The 12,583-nt window shown below is 66.0% G+C and carries 18 protein-coding genes and 1 tRNA gene; 10 read left to right on the top strand and 9 right to left on the bottom strand.

Features of this window, described 5'->3' with window-relative positions:
• Positions 1–80 precede the first annotated feature (80 nt).
• The 9 genes from AC3WMA_RS12045 (at position 81) to AC3WMA_RS12005 (ending at position 2,946) form a co-directional block, all read left to right on the top strand.
• Complete coding sequence (locus tag AC3WMA_RS12045) at positions 81–365, top strand: hypothetical protein (protein ID WP_492285589.1); 285 nt, start codon at positions 81–83, stop codon at positions 363–365.
• Positions 362–514: a hypothetical protein gene (locus AC3WMA_RS12040; RefSeq protein WP_492285588.1), complete on the top strand. Its 153-nt coding sequence runs from the start codon at positions 362–364 to the stop codon at positions 512–514. Before AC3WMA_RS12045 ends, AC3WMA_RS12040 begins: the two co-directional genes overlap by 4 nt.
• Complete coding sequence (locus AC3WMA_RS12035) at positions 511–756, top strand: hypothetical protein (protein ID WP_492285587.1); 246 nt, start codon at positions 511–513, stop codon at positions 754–756. Before AC3WMA_RS12040 ends, AC3WMA_RS12035 begins: the two co-directional genes overlap by 4 nt.
• Positions 753–1,022: a hypothetical protein gene (locus AC3WMA_RS12030; protein WP_492285586.1), complete on the top strand. Its 270-nt coding sequence runs from the start codon at positions 753–755 to the stop codon at positions 1,020–1,022. Before AC3WMA_RS12035 ends, AC3WMA_RS12030 begins: the two co-directional genes overlap by 4 nt.
• Positions 1,019–1,390: a DUF551 domain-containing protein gene (locus AC3WMA_RS12025; protein ID WP_492285585.1), complete on the top strand. Its 372-nt coding sequence runs from the start codon at positions 1,019–1,021 to the stop codon at positions 1,388–1,390. The genes AC3WMA_RS12030 and AC3WMA_RS12025 overlap by 4 nt, the downstream gene beginning before the upstream one ends.
• Positions 1,387–1,716 (top strand): helix-turn-helix domain-containing protein, encoded by a 330-nt coding sequence (locus tag AC3WMA_RS12020; protein WP_492285584.1) that lies wholly within the window; start codon positions 1,387–1,389, stop codon positions 1,714–1,716. Before AC3WMA_RS12025 ends, AC3WMA_RS12020 begins: the two co-directional genes overlap by 4 nt.
• Positions 1,713–2,633 carry a tyrosine-type recombinase/integrase gene (locus AC3WMA_RS12015; protein WP_492285583.1) on the top strand — a complete coding sequence of 307 codons (921 nt, stop codon included), beginning with the start codon at positions 1,713–1,715 and terminating at the stop codon, positions 2,631–2,633. The genes AC3WMA_RS12020 and AC3WMA_RS12015 overlap by 4 nt, the downstream gene beginning before the upstream one ends.
• A 9-nt stretch (positions 2,634–2,642) precedes the next feature.
• Positions 2,643–2,819 carry a plasmid mobilization protein gene (locus AC3WMA_RS12010; protein ID WP_492285582.1) on the top strand — a complete coding sequence of 59 codons (177 nt, stop codon included), beginning with the start codon at positions 2,643–2,645 and terminating at the stop codon, positions 2,817–2,819.
• A 50-nt stretch (positions 2,820–2,869) separates the two neighbouring features.
• Positions 2,870–2,946: transfer RNA gene (locus tag AC3WMA_RS12005), tRNA-Arg, on the top strand.
• Positions 2,947–2,999: 53 nt separating this feature from the next.
• On the opposite strand, the gene AC3WMA_RS12000 is transcribed toward AC3WMA_RS12005, so the two are convergent.
• Positions 3,000–4,145, bottom strand: coding sequence for an MFS transporter (locus AC3WMA_RS12000; protein WP_492285581.1), 1,146 nt, complete (start codon positions 4,143–4,145; stop codon positions 3,000–3,002).
• 251 nt (positions 4,146–4,396) lie between these two features.
• Here AC3WMA_RS12000 and AC3WMA_RS11995 point away from each other — a divergent pair, with 251 nt between their 5' ends.
• Positions 4,397–4,984: a hypothetical protein gene (locus tag AC3WMA_RS11995; protein ID WP_492285580.1), complete on the top strand. Its 588-nt coding sequence runs from the start codon at positions 4,397–4,399 to the stop codon at positions 4,982–4,984.
• Positions 4,985–4,991: 7 nt separating this feature from the next.
• On the opposite strand, the gene AC3WMA_RS11990 is transcribed toward AC3WMA_RS11995, so the two are convergent.
• The 8 genes from AC3WMA_RS11990 to AC3WMA_RS11955 form a co-directional block, all read right to left on the bottom strand.
• Positions 4,992–5,516 carry an RNA pyrophosphohydrolase gene (locus tag AC3WMA_RS11990; RefSeq protein WP_492285579.1) on the bottom strand — a complete coding sequence of 175 codons (525 nt, stop codon included), beginning with the start codon at positions 5,514–5,516 and terminating at the stop codon, positions 4,992–4,994.
• Complete coding sequence (locus AC3WMA_RS11985; protein WP_492285578.1) at positions 5,513–6,700, bottom strand: divergent polysaccharide deacetylase family protein; 1,188 nt, start codon at positions 6,698–6,700, stop codon at positions 5,513–5,515. Before AC3WMA_RS11985 ends, AC3WMA_RS11990 begins: the two co-directional genes overlap by 4 nt.
• Positions 6,701–6,915: 215 nt before the next feature.
• Positions 6,916–8,277 carry a S41 family peptidase gene (locus AC3WMA_RS11980; protein ID WP_492285577.1) on the bottom strand — a complete coding sequence of 454 codons (1,362 nt, stop codon included), beginning with the start codon at positions 8,275–8,277 and terminating at the stop codon, positions 6,916–6,918.
• Positions 8,277–9,623, bottom strand: a complete 1,347-nt coding sequence (locus AC3WMA_RS11975; protein WP_492285576.1) for a murein hydrolase activator EnvC family protein — start codon at positions 9,621–9,623, stop codon at positions 8,277–8,279. Before AC3WMA_RS11975 ends, AC3WMA_RS11980 begins: the two co-directional genes overlap by 1 nt.
• Entirely contained in the window at positions 9,620–10,099 is a 480-nt protein-coding gene (gene rlmH, locus AC3WMA_RS11970) for a 23S rRNA (pseudouridine(1915)-N(3))-methyltransferase RlmH (protein ID WP_492285575.1), read from the bottom strand. The genes AC3WMA_RS11975 and rlmH overlap by 4 nt, the downstream gene beginning before the upstream one ends.
• Positions 10,100–10,111: 12 nt before the next feature.
• Positions 10,112–10,441 (bottom strand): ribosome silencing factor, encoded by a 330-nt coding sequence (gene rsfS, locus AC3WMA_RS11965; protein WP_492286098.1) that lies wholly within the window; start codon positions 10,439–10,441, stop codon positions 10,112–10,114.
• 151 nt (positions 10,442–10,592) lie between these two features.
• Positions 10,593–11,216, bottom strand: coding sequence for a nicotinate-nucleotide adenylyltransferase (locus tag AC3WMA_RS11960; RefSeq protein WP_492285574.1), 624 nt, complete (start codon positions 11,214–11,216; stop codon positions 10,593–10,595).
• Positions 11,217–11,231: 15 nt separating this feature from the next.
• Complete coding sequence (locus AC3WMA_RS11955; protein WP_492285573.1) at positions 11,232–12,536, bottom strand: glutamate-5-semialdehyde dehydrogenase; 1,305 nt, start codon at positions 12,534–12,536, stop codon at positions 11,232–11,234.
• Between the last annotated feature and the right edge of the window lie 47 nt (positions 12,537–12,583).

Here is a 12,583-nt window from a genome sequence, read left to right as displayed (position 1 = left end):
ATAGCCGGTACGGCCGGCTTTCTCTGGCTCATGGCGTCAACCTATGGCGCCGTGCAACTCCTCGAAATCATGGTGCGGTGATGTTCTACGTCGGACAGAAGGTCGTTTGTATCAATGGCACACCTGATGCGGATGAACCTCCCCCGCATCCGATCAAGGGAGCCATTTACACGGTTTCCGAGGCCTTCGCTGGCGAGGGGGAGCCAATGCTCCAATTCGTTGAGATGCGGTTCGACGGTGACGCGCATGGAGATTGGCAGCCTGGTTTCCGGGCTGCGTGCTTCCGCCCCGTAGTCGAGCGCAAGACCTCGATCGAAATCTTCAAGGCGATGCTGACGCCGAAGACTGAACAGGTGTCAGCATGACCCTTCTCGATCTCCTCGGCCTTTCCATCACCCTGACTTTCATCGTCGGCATCGTCTGGCTGGTTGCTCGCGCGATGTTCCACAAGCCTACGCGGGAGCCTGACGACGCTCACGAGATGATACCGCCTGGTTGGGAGAAGCGGCCTTGAACGCGCGCAAAGAAATGCAAGCGTTCCATCGTGCTCTTGCCGAAGGGATCGATGACGTTCTCAACGGCGCCAAACGGCCTAAGACCATCGGCTTTGCGCTGTTCGTATTCGAGTTCGGGAAGACCGAGAACGGAAACGTCAACTACGTCAGTAACGCGACGCGAACCGACATGATCGTGGCCGTCAAGGAATGGCTGGCGAGAGCCGAAGGACGCACGTCGGAGACGGAGACGCGCCAATGATCATCGGCCGCATCGAAGGCGCCACGCGCGTCCTAGGCAAGTCGCAGGGCTATCTCGGCTTGCCGCTGAAGGACGTGCTGCTGAATACCACGGTTGATGGCCCTGAAACGCCCGCAATGGAAACTGCGTGGCTGCCGACGCCGGACGAGATCGAGCGCATCAACGCAGGCGCCCCCGTCATTCTTCGCGTCCTCGGCACCGCGCACCCGCCCGTCATGATTGAGGTGGGGACACTCGCGGATGCCACCAAAAAGGACCGCCCATGACTCATGATGAGAAGATCGTCGAGGCGGTGGCGAGGGCTTTGCAAGCTGAGGGCATGAAGCGAGAGGGCTCTAGCAAGCTCACACTTGGAACGGTCATCGCTTCTGACTTGGCCCGCGCCGCGATCACCGCTTTTCAGGCAGAGGCGTGGCAGGACATCAGCACGGCGCCGAAGGATGGCGACGAGATTGATCTATGGGCTGGCGGTGAACGGCTGACAAACTGCTGGTGGGGTCGCGCGACCTATGGCGGGCGCGAACGAACTTGGGTTCGCCATTCCTATGACGATTCCAATGGACCCGTCTTCAACGAAATCCGCAACCCCACCCACTGGCAACCCCTTCCTCCCGCCCCAAAGGCCACGCCATGAGGGGGGCTCAGGTGGCATTCGAGCGCATCAGGGCGGCGAAGGCAGCGGCTGTCACTGGTCTGGAAATCCGCACCGTGCAAGCCTTGGCGCTGCGCGGTGAAATCCCTGGGGCTGCCAAGCTAGGCGGCTCTTGGACCTTCGACGAAGCCGCGCTTCGCAACTGGATCAAGGAGCGCATCCAATGCCCTCAAGACCGAAGGCGCCTAAACACACGTACTGGCGGGGCGACAAGCTATGGTCGCGGTTTACCATTGCAGGACGAGAACATCGCGAGAGCCTGCGAACAGATGACCCAAAGACTGCGCGAACGCGCGTCGCGAAGATGATCGAGAAGGCTACCGGCGCCGCCCGTTACGGGGAAGACCGGAGATCATGGCTTGCCGCGAAGCTCGAATGGCAGAAGCACATCGCGACGCACGTAGGTCCCGCGACCGGCATCCGTTACGACTGCTCCATCCGACAGATCGAGTCGTCTTTCGCCCATCTCTATGTCGATGAGATCGAGCGCAGCCATATCATGGATATGCGCAAGGAGCGGCAAGCTGTTGTCAGCAATGCGACCGTGCGCCGGGATCTCCAGGCTCTCTCGTCCCTGCTGGAGTTTGCGGAGTTCAACGGCTGGCGGCAGGGCAACCCCGCCGCGCTGGTGCTGAAGCGCACGAAGGAGCGGCGCGATCCGATCCTGCTGCCGACCGAAGCCGATTACGAGTTCATGCGGTCCAGGCTCTCGCCAACCATGGAAGCCCTCATGGTTGCGGGGAGGGCGACCGGCGCCCGCATCAGCGAGATCACCGGCATCAATCGTACCGACCTGAACGCCAAGGCTTCGACCTTGACCGTGATAGGGAAGGGCAACAAGCGGCGCACAGTGGCGATCGATGCCGAGGCCGTCCGCGTGCTGTCGTCTCTGCCAGCCGGGATCAAGACGAAGCGCCTGTTTCACTTCGATGGCGAGGACGCGGACAACGCCAGCTTCATTTTCAGCAAGGCGACCAAGGCGTCACGAAAAGCGGCACAGAAAAAGGAACGGGATTTCACCGGATTCCGCTTCCACGATTTGCGCCACTGGTTCGCCGTTGACTGGCTGAAGGCGGGGCGATCCATCTACGATTTGCAGCACCACCTTGGCCACAAGAGCGTCAGCACGACAGAGATTTATCTCCAGTTCCTGACGAAGGAGGAGCAGGAAAAGGTAAAGCGGCCGGCCGAAACAGCGCTTGCAAATGCCTCGGCAGTTGTGTAAGTTTTGTGTATGGACGTTAGCAAGACAGCGCGCATTCAAATGGCCCTGACCGAAAAGGAAAAGGAGTTGTTCGTCCGCGCCGCGCAGAAAGAGGGCCTATCCCTTTCAGCCTGGATTCGCTATGTGGCGGTCAAAGCGGCCCGGAAGGTGATCGGCACAAAAGACGACACACGACCAACGGTTTAATTTGTGCCGTGTGGCGATAACCGACTGATACGCATTGAGAATTTGAGTTTGTCCCGGTAGCTCAGCAGGATAGAGCAACGGTTTCCTAAACCGTAGGTCAGGGGTTCGAATCCCTTCCGGGACGCCATTTACAAGGCAACGGATAGCAGTCGATGTTCGGGCTGCCCGCGATCGCTGCGCTCAAGACCGGCGCGACACGATGCCGACGACGATCACGACGGATGCCATCATGCAGCTGACCGTGATCAGCGACGTCGAAAGGGAAACCGCGGTCATCACCGCGCTCACCACGATCACGCCAACCGCGTTTGCCGTCCGCAGCAAGGCGAAGACCTCCGCACGTCTCTTCGGCGGCGCGAGCGTATCGAGGACGAGGGAGTAATAGGTGCCCAGCGGCGCGAGGACGGCGCCGATCAGGACGGCGCCGATGACGGTCACGAGCATGGAAACCTGAAGTGCCGCCAGGATCGCACCCGACGTCATGATCGCCAACTGGATCAGGACCGCCCTACGGCTCGCCATGCGGTTCCGGATGCTGACCCAGATGCCGCCTGCGACCGAAGCCAGGCAAAGCGGGACGGTGAACAGGATCGCCAGCGACGGCGCATAGCCGAAATGCAGCGCCAGTGCGACGGCGCCGATCTCCAGCGCGGCCACCGTCGCTCCGCCTGCCGCAGCACACATGAGCCAAATCAGGATCGACGGGCTGATGATCGACGCGTCCGGGGCATGCACCTCATCGGGAGGGGCCTCGGGCCTGACGGTCGGAAGCAAGAGCGCGGGGATTGCCCCGAGCACCGCGATGGCCACGACCGCGAAGACCGGCGAGATGGTGCCCAGCCCGGAAGCCGCCACCGGCGCCAGAACGAATGTGGTCTCGTTCAGCGTAGCTGAGATCCCGAGCGCGCGCGGAAGCTTCGACGCCGGCGCAAGCTCGTTGAGGATCGTTCGCAGATATCCGGCGGCCGCGCCATTCACCAGCCCGGCCAATGCCGATGCCGCAACCAGCCAGACGACGGGGATTGCATGGTGCGCGAGCAGGGCGAGCGTGCCGAGCGCGATCGTCCTGAACACCACCAGCAGCCGCAGGAACGTCGTGGGCGCGAGACCTCGGCCCAGGCGCGTGATCGGGATGGCGCCGATCACCTGGGCGAGCGTCATCGACAGGATCATGGCCGCGCCGGCGCTGGTGTCGCCGGTGAGCGCCAGGGCGACGAGCGCGAAGGCGACCGGCCCCGCCGCCTGCGGAACCGTCATCGTCGCAGAGGATATGAACCACCGGATCAGTGGCGCTGCGTTGATTGTGCTGGTCGAGGATGTCGTCATAAACCGGCCCGAAAGGAAGGGGCCGGGCCGTTCCCGGACATTCTGTATCCCGTGACGGGATCAAGGACGTTACCTCGCGACAAGCGCTTTAGCTTTCGCAAGCGGGACTGGCAAGCTTGCGCCCCGAAGCGATGGCAGTGGCTTGACGGCATATGCGCTGGCCTTCCTGTCGTTAGAGGAGAAGCGCGGTCGCTGCGCAAATCTCCCGAAATCGATGGCCACCGCTGCGATTGTTGCTCTAAGCAGAGGGCATGGAGACCGTCTCGCCGCATGAACTCTTCACTCATGTCCGCATCGTCATGGGCATGGTCATCGGGCTCGGCATCACGCGGATGCTGGCGGGCCTTGCCGGCTTCATTCAGCATCCCGGTCGCCACCGCGTTTCGCTGCTCCATATGCTCTGGGTCGGTTCGATCCTGCTCGAACTCGTGCTGTTCTGGTGGTGGGAGTTCGGGCTGTCGCGCATTCCGGTCTGGAGCTTCGGCGTCTATCTCTTCCTGATCTGCTATGCCGTCGTGCTCTACCTGATCTCGGCGCTGCTGTTCCCGGACAATATCGCCGAATATGCCGGCTACGAGGACTTCTTCATCCGGCGGCGGCACTGGTTCTTCGGCCTGTTGGCGGCAACCTTCGTGCTCGATGTCGTTGATACGCTGATCAAGGGCAGCGAGCACTGGAGCCAGCTCAGTGGCGATTATCTCGTGCAAGTCCCGATCGGGCTGGCGCTCTGCCTTGTCGCCTATGTCTCAGCACGGCGCTCCGTTCATATCGCGCTCGCCAGCGCGCATATCCTCTACCAGTCCTACTGGATCGTCCGCGTCGTCTACACGATGGGCTGACGCAGCCTCAGCGCCTTCTCTCGGCAGCGTCGGCGAAGGGCGCGAAATGCCGGGCGACCTGCCGGTAGACATCCTGCTTGAACGGGATGATCAGCTCCGGCGTCTCGTCGAGCTGCGCCCAGCGCCAGGCGTCGAACTCTGGCTTGTGGCCACCGGCGGGGGTCAGGATGTTGATCTCGTCCTCGGGGCCGGTGAGGCGGAAGGCGAACCATTTCTGCGCCTGGCCGCGCCAGCGGCCTTTCCAGGCTTCCTTGCCGATATCGACCGGCAGGTCATAGGCGAGCCAGCCCGGTGCTTCACCGAGAAGCTCGACCGAAGTGACGCCGGTCTCCTCCGCGAGCTCGCGGCGGGCGGCCTCCAGCGGCGTCTCGCCCTCATCGATGCCGCCCTGCGGCATCTGCCAGGCATGGCCCGGCGCGACATGCTCGCGCTTGGTCTTGTCGGCGCGCCGGCCAACGAAGACGAGCCCCTCGGCATTGAACAGGGCCAGGCCCACGCAGGGGCGATAACCTTCGGGGGCCTTGTCGGTCATTGCTGCGATCCGGTGGATTTGATCGACCCGGTCGGGATCGATCCGGTGCTCTTGGGCGAGCGGAAGCCGCGAGCGGCGCTGACCGGCACGATCACGATCTTCTTGGCTTCCAGCGATTGCGCCCAGCGGTTGATGCGCTCGATCGAGACCGGCAGCGCGCTGGCGGCGGCGACCGCGATGCCCTGTTCGCGGGCGACGTTTTCGAGCGCGGCCAGTTCCTTGTCGATCGCGTCGGGGCGGGTCACGCTGTCGATGACGCGGTCGACCTTCAGCGCCGGGACGCGGGCACGATCGGCCGAGCCAGCGAGCAGGCTGCGCGCGGAGGAGCCGTCATCGACGACCATCAGCCCGCGTCCGGCGAGTTCGCGCAGGACCGGGGAGAGGGCGCCATCGTCCGAGGTGAAGCGGCCGCCGAGGAAATTGACGATGCCGACATAGCCGGTGAAGCGGCCGAGAGCCCAATGCAGCTTGTCGATATTGTCCGGCGCCTTCTGGCCGGTGAGCAGGGTATGCGGGCCGGGATCGTTATCGGGATAGTCGAAGGGTTCCATCGGCAATTGCAGGAAGACCTCGTGGCCTTCGCCGCGGGCGCGCTGGACTGTGCGGTCAAGCTCGGTGCCGTAGGGCGCGAAGGCGAGCGATACCGCCGGGGGCAGCTTCGCGATCGCGTCGGCCGTGCCGCTCTGGCTGATGCCGAGGCCGCCGACGAGCAAAGCGATGCGCCCGGCCGGTTTGGTCGCGGGCTCGGGACCGAGCGGGCGGGCATAGATCTTGGCCGGGGTCGCGCCCTCGGGGCCGACCTTCGGAAGCAGGCCGTAGCGCGAGCGCTCGACCAGGCGATTGTCGGGCGCGGCCGCGAGCTTCTGCGTACGGGCCTCGTCGGGAATGGTGATGACGATGGCTTCCGGCGCATCCTCGCCGGCGCGTGTCACGGTCACCCCGGCGCTATGTTCGAGCTGGGCCGCACTGGCCGGACCCTGCGGCGCCGCCGCGACCGGGCCGGGATTGACGGGAACGGCCGGGACGGGGGCGGCCCGCTTCTCGATCGAGGCCACGGCCATCGGCTCGCCGCCATCGGGATCACGGCGCAGCGCGGCCGTCAGCGCAAGAGCGAGGATAGCCGTGCCGACGCAGCCGGCCGCCGCCGTCGCGAGCCAACGCCCCCAGGGCTTGCCAGAGGCCACCGGGCGATCCTGGCCGAGCGGTCGATTGAGCTCCGTCAGCGGCGTTCCGGCCGAGAGAGGCCGTCCTCGAAATTGCGATACGGACCCGAATCAGCAGTCCGCGCGCCAGAGTACGCGCCGATCAGATCGCATCGCAATCTGATCGGGCACGCGCTTCTGGTTCGGGATCGAGAGCCGGGCTGGCTCTCGCCAGGGTGCGTGAAGCGCCCTGCGGCTCAGTTCGGCTGCTTGGGCGCCTCGGTCGTCGCGGGCGCAGCCGGAGCGGCGGGCTTTTCGGCGGGAGCTGCGGCACCCGTCTTGACGCCGCGCAGCTGGTTCAGCGCCGCGATGAGCTGGGTGTCCTTGGTGGCATCGGAGGGGACATAGGAGCTGGAGCCGGACTGCTCTTCGCCCTCGCCGGCCTTGAGATGGCCCTTGAGCGCGGCCTCTCCCTTGTTCTCGACGAGCTTGTCCTTGATCTCCTGCGGGATCTCCTGCTGGACCTCGATATCCGGCGTGATGCCCTTGGCCTGGATCGAGTTGCCCGACGGCGTGTAATAGCGCGCCGTGGTCAGGCGCAGGCCGCCATTCGAGCCGAGCGGGATCACGGTCTGGACCGAACCCTTGCCGAAGGAGCGCGTGCCCATCACGGTCGCGCGCTTGTGGTCCTGCAGGGCGCCGGCGACGATCTCGGCCGCCGAGGCCGAGGAGCCGTTGATCAGCACCACGACCGGCTTGCCCTTGGTCAGGTCGCCCGACTTGGCGTTGAAGACCTGGGTCTCCTCGGCGTTGCGGCCGCGGGTCGAGACGATCTTGCCGCGATCGAGGAAGGCATCGGAGACCAGCACGGACTGGTCGAGGCGCCCGCCGCGGTTGTTGCGGAGGTCGATGACGAAGCCCTTGAGCTTGTCGGCGCCGATCTCGCTCGTGGTCTTCTCGATCGCCTTGCGCAGGCCGTCATAGGTCTGCTCGGAGAAGGTGCCGATGCGGATATAGCCGACATCGCCCTCGACGCGCTCCTCGACGGCCGGGACGACGATGGTCGAGCGGGTGAGGGTGAATTCGAGCGGCTCGGTCTTGCCCGGGCGGTCGATCTTGAGCGTGACCTGGGTGTTGATCAGCCCGCGCATCTTCTCGACCGCCTGGGTCAGGGACAGGCCCTTCACCTCGGCGCCGTCGATCTGGCGGATGATGTCGTTGGCGAGGATGCCGGCCTTGGAGGCGGGCGTGTCCTTGATGGGCTTGGCGACCTTCAGGACGCCGTCCTCCATCGTCACCTCGATGCCGAGGCCGCCGAACTGGCCGCGCATGTCGGTGTCCATGTCGCGGAAGGACTTGGAGTCGAGATAGGACGAATGCGGGTCGAGCGAGGAGACCATGCCGTTGATGGCGGCCTCGATCAGCTTCTGCTCGTCCGGCTTGTCGACATAGTCGGTGCGGATCTTCTCGAAGATGTCACCGAAGAGATTGAGGCTGCGGTAGACCTCGGCCGAGGCCGCGACCGCGCTGGTCGAGCTCAGCAGCCTGGTCTGGGTGGCGAGACCGGTCAGGCCCGCGCCCATGATGGCGCCGGCGAGAACGAGGGAAACCTTGCGCATCATCCGCGAACCTTTTCGCCTTGCGATTTCGTCCACCACGGCGTCGGATCGATCGAGACGCCGTCTTTCCTGAATTCGATATACAGAACCGGCTGCCCGGTTCCCACCCCTACTGTCGTCGCCGCAGCTTCCGACGTTTCGCCCATTGTCGCAACCGGCTCTCCCGCCAGCACGAACTGATTGAGCGCAACGTCGATGCGCTGCATGCCGGCCAGCAGGATGTAGTACCCTCCGCCCGCGTTCAGGATCAAGAGTTGCCCGAACGAGCGGAACGGTCCCGCATACACTACCCAAGCGTCGGAAGGCGCCGAAACTAGGGCGTTCGCGCGGGTTTCCAGAGAAATCCCCCGGATCGTGCCGCCGGCGCCGTCAGGATCGCCGAAACCACGCAATCGTGATCCTGCCGCCGGCAGGGACAACAGGCCCTTCGCCTCGGCGAAAGCGATCTTGGGAGCGAGCCGCGCCGGGTCCTTGAAGGCGAGTGCCGTCATGCGTTCGCGCTGCTCGCGGGTCTCCTGCTCGATCGCCTGGCGGGCGGCGTCGGCCGCCTTGTTGGCGACGGAGATCTCCTTCTCGATCTTCTCGACGAAATCGCGCATCGAGCGGGCCTGGCCGGCGAGCTCCTTGCCGAGCGTGGCCTGCTGCTCGACATCCCGGGCGGCGCTGGCCTCGCGCTCGCGCCGCGCCTCGATCAGGGAAGCCAGGCGCTGGCGCTCGCTTGCGATCTGCTCCATCTCGGTGCCGATCCGGCTCTTTTCGGTGGCGATGCCGTTGCGCAGGCGGACGAGTTCGGCGAGGTCGGTGCCGAGGATCTCGACCTCCTGCCGCAGGTCCGGCACGACGGCGCCGAGCAGCATAGAGGCGCGCACGGCTTCCAAGATATCCTCCGGGCGGACCAGCACGGCGGGCGGCGGGCGCCGGCCAATGCGCTGCAGCGCGGCCAGCACCTCGGCGATCAGGTTGCGCCGGCCGTCGAGCGAGCGGCGGATCGCGGTCTCGCTGGATTGCAGCAGACCGAGCCGGGTCTCTAGCGCGCCCAACCGCTCCTCGGCGGCCTGGGTCCGCGCGGTGGTGTCGAGCAAGGCCTTGTTCAGCGCGGCGCGGTCGGCCCGGATCGCCGCCATTTCCTTCTCAAGCGCGGCGCGGGCCTCGGTATTGCCGGCGAGCCGCTGTTCGATCGCCTTGAGCTCGCTTTCGCGCGCCTGCTTCTCGACGAGCTTCTGCATCGCCTCGCGCTGGAGGGCTTCCGGATCGGGCTGGGGCGTCTGGGCGAGCGCGGCAGCTGATGTCGCCAGCAGGGCGGCAAGGCACAGGCCGCGCAGTCCAGGGCGAATCAGTGATCTCATACGCGATGATAGGGGTGGCCGGAGATGATCGTCATCGCGCGATAGAGCTGTTCGAGCACGAGCGCGCGCACGATCTGGTGCGGGATGGTGAGGGCGCCGAAGGCGAGCGTGATATCGGCCCTGTCGCGGATCTCCTCGCTCAGGCCGTCGGCGCCGCCAATGATCAGGCTGGCATGGCCGGTGCCGGAATCGCGGGCGGTGGCGAGGCGGCTGGCGAAGGCTTCGCTGCCGAGCTGGCGGCCGCGCTCGTCCAGCGCGATGATCAAGCCGGGTTGCGCCTTCGCGAGGATGGCTTGAGCCTCCTCGCGCTTGCGCTCCTCGGGGCGCCGGCCGCGGCCCTCGGCGATCTCGACGATATCGGGACCACCGAGGCCGATGCCGCGCCCGAGCGCGACGCCGCGCTCACGATAGCGCTCGCAGAGCTCCCGTTCCGGCCCGTCCTTGAGCCGGCCTACGGCGATGACCGCGAGCCGCATCCGAAAACAGCTTCAGCCGTCGAGGCGTTCGTTCGGCCGATCGGTGCCCCACATCTTCTCGAGATTGTAGAACTGGCGCACTTCGGGCCGGAAGACGTGGATGATGATGTCGCCGGTATCGATCAACACCCAGTCGCAGGCAGGCACGCCTTCGACGTTGGGCGTCGGAAGTCCCGACGCCTTCAGGGCTTCCACCAAGGCATCCGAGATGGCCGCGACATGGCGGTTGACGTTGCCCGAGGCGATGATCATCGCGTCGGCCAGCGACGTCTTGCCAACGAGGTCGATCACCGTGATGTCCTCGGCCTTCATGTCCTCCAGGACACGCTGGGCAAGGGCGATGCTATCGGCAGAGGGATTGTCCGCGATAGCGGCCTGGGGAAGCGGCTTCGGCTCGGCTTCACCAAGGGTTTGACGGGTCAGTGACGTATCCTCTCGATCCTGATGCGCATTTGGCGCGATGGATCCAAAATAAGCCGGAAGGCGCCGGAGTTCAATCGCGCCCGGCCTGTTTGCGCAGCATCGTGGAGGATAACGTCGAGCGCTTCCCATGCAGGAAGACCCAGGCCGGAGGCTGCATGCGCGGCAGGCTCGCGGCCCGGCTTTCGGGCAGGCGCCAGCGCGAGAGCCAGTTGGCGGCCGGCGAGGCCATGGCGCTATGGGTCGAGCCCGGCCGGTCGATGATCGCGATCGGCATCATCCGGGCGATCGCGCGCCACTCGTTCCAGCGGTGGAAGCCGGCGAGATTGTCGGATCCCATGATCCAGACGAAACTCACGCCGGGGCAGCGCCGCTTGAGCGCACGCAGCGTGTCGGCCGTGTAGCGGGTGCGCAACATCGCCTCGACGCCGGTGACGTCGATGCGGGCATGGCCGGCGACAGCCTTTGCCTGGCGGATGCGCTCGGCGAGGGAGGGCAGGGTGGCATTGTCCTTCAGCGGATTGCCGGGCGTGACCAGCCACCAGACGCGGTCGAGCTGCAGGCGGCGCAAGGCTGTGAGGCTCGCGAGCCGATGTCCTTCATGGGCCGGGTTGAAGCTGCCGCCGAACAGCCCGACGCGCAGGCCCGGCGCGAAGGAGGGCAGCCGGGACGGCAGGCGCGGAAGCTCGCTCGTCATAGGCGGGGCTTCGCCTCAGGGCCGGGTCTGGCCCGCGCCATGGACGCGGTACTTGAAGGAGCAGAGCTGCTCGACGCCGACCGGCCCGCGAGCATGCATGCGGCCGGTGGCGATGCCGATCTCGGCACCGAAGCCGAACTCGCCGCCATCGGCGAACTGGGTCGAGGCATTGTGGATGACGATGGCGGAATCGACTTCCGCCAGGAAGCGGGCGGCGGCGGCCTCGTCGGCGGTTACGATCGCATCGGTGTGATGCGAGCCGTAGCGCTCGATATGGTCGATCGCGGCGTCGAGGCCCGGCACGGTCCTCACCGCGATGATCCGGTCGAGATATTCGGTCGCCCAGTCCTCTTCGGTGGCGGTGCTCACACGTGCATCGACGGCGCGGGCCGCTTCATCGCCGCGCACGGCGCAGCCGGCTTCGAGCAGGGCAGTGACGAGCGGGGCGAGATGCGTGCCGGCACAGGCCTCATCGACGAGCAGCGTCTCGGCGGCGCCGCAGACGCCGGTGCGGCGGAGCTTGGCGTTGAGCAGGATGTCGCGGGCCATGGCGAGATCGGCCTTCGCATCGACATAGACATGGCAGTTGCCGTCGAGATGGGCGAAGACCGGCACGCGCGCCTCGCTCTGGACGCGGGCGACGAGGCTCTTGCCGCCGCGCGGCACGACGACATCGATATTGCCGTTCAGCCCCGAGAGGATTTCACCCACTGCGGTGCGGTCGCGCGTCGGCACGAGCTGGATCGCGTCGCCGGGCAGGCCGGCGGCCTCCAGGCCCTCACGCATCGCGGCGGCGATCTCGGTCGAGGAGCGGAAGGAATCGGAGCCGGCCCGCAGGATCGCGGCGTTGCCGCTCTTCAGGCACAGCGCGCCGGCATCGGCGGTGACATTCGGCCGGCTCTCGAAGATCACGGCGATGACGCCGAGCGGCGTCGCGACGCGCTCGAAGCGCAGGCCGTTCGGTCGCGTCCATTCGGCGAGCACGCGGCCGAGCGGATCGGGCAGGTCGGCGACCTCGGCGACGGCATCCGCGATGGCGGCAAGGCGCGTCTCGTCGAGCGCGAGGCGGTCCATGAAGGAGGCGCTTAAGGACGCTGCCTTGCCGTCGGCAAGATCCTGCGCATTGGCGGCGAGGATTCTGGTGCTGCGGGCGCGCAATGCATCGGCCATCGCGAGCAGGGCGGCATTGCGCTGCTCGGTTGGGCTGAGCGCGACCTTGCGCGCGGCGGCGCGGGCGCGCTTGCCGACATCCTGCATGATGCTGCCGACATCGGCGGCCTCGTTCGTCGCGATGATGCGCAATGCGCTGTCGCCGGTCATCTCGTTCAAGCCCAAGGTTTGCCGGCGAAGGCCGGCCCGTGAGGAAG

It is taken from the genome of Allobosea sp. FW305-C-101, from assembly GCF_058783685.1.
The sequence above is the reverse complement of the archived record's forward strand: the minus strand, read 5'-3'. Positions and strand labels throughout refer to the sequence as shown.

Coding starts and splice junctions, on each gene's coding strand:
- AC3WMA_RS12045 (WP_492285589.1), top strand. CDS start 81: ATGTTCTACGTCGGACAGAAGGTCGTTTGTATCAATGGCACACCTGAT.
- AC3WMA_RS12040 (WP_492285588.1), top strand. CDS start 362: ATGACCCTTCTCGATCTCCTCGGCCTTTCCATCACCCTGACTTTCATC.
- AC3WMA_RS12030 (WP_492285586.1), top strand. CDS start 753: ATGATCATCGGCCGCATCGAAGGCGCCACGCGCGTCCTAGGCAAGTCG.
- AC3WMA_RS12025 (WP_492285585.1), top strand. CDS start 1,019: ATGACTCATGATGAGAAGATCGTCGAGGCGGTGGCGAGGGCTTTGCAA.
- AC3WMA_RS12020 (WP_492285584.1), top strand. CDS start 1,387: ATGAGGGGGGCTCAGGTGGCATTCGAGCGCATCAGGGCGGCGAAGGCA.
- AC3WMA_RS12015 (WP_492285583.1), top strand. CDS start 1,713: ATGATCGAGAAGGCTACCGGCGCCGCCCGTTACGGGGAAGACCGGAGA.
- AC3WMA_RS12010 (WP_492285582.1), top strand. CDS start 2,643: ATGGACGTTAGCAAGACAGCGCGCATTCAAATGGCCCTGACCGAAAAG.
- AC3WMA_RS12000 (WP_492285581.1), bottom strand. CDS start 4,145: ATGACGACATCCTCGACCAGCACAATCAACGCAGCGCCACTGATCCGG.
- AC3WMA_RS11995 (WP_492285580.1), top strand. CDS start 4,397: ATGGAGACCGTCTCGCCGCATGAACTCTTCACTCATGTCCGCATCGTC.
- AC3WMA_RS11990 (WP_492285579.1), bottom strand. CDS start 5,516: ATGACCGACAAGGCCCCCGAAGGTTATCGCCCCTGCGTGGGCCTGGCC.
- AC3WMA_RS11980 (WP_492285577.1), bottom strand. CDS start 8,277: ATGCGCAAGGTTTCCCTCGTTCTCGCCGGCGCCATCATGGGCGCGGGC.
- AC3WMA_RS11975 (WP_492285576.1), bottom strand. CDS start 9,623: ATGAGATCACTGATTCGCCCTGGACTGCGCGGCCTGTGCCTTGCCGCC.
- rlmH (WP_492285575.1), bottom strand. CDS start 10,099: ATGCGGCTCGCGGTCATCGCCGTAGGCCGGCTCAAGGACGGGCCGGAA.
- AC3WMA_RS11960 (WP_492285574.1), bottom strand. CDS start 11,216: ATGACGAGCGAGCTTCCGCGCCTGCCGTCCCGGCTGCCCTCCTTCGCG.
- AC3WMA_RS11955 (WP_492285573.1), bottom strand. CDS start 12,536: ATGACCGGCGACAGCGCATTGCGCATCATCGCGACGAACGAGGCCGCC.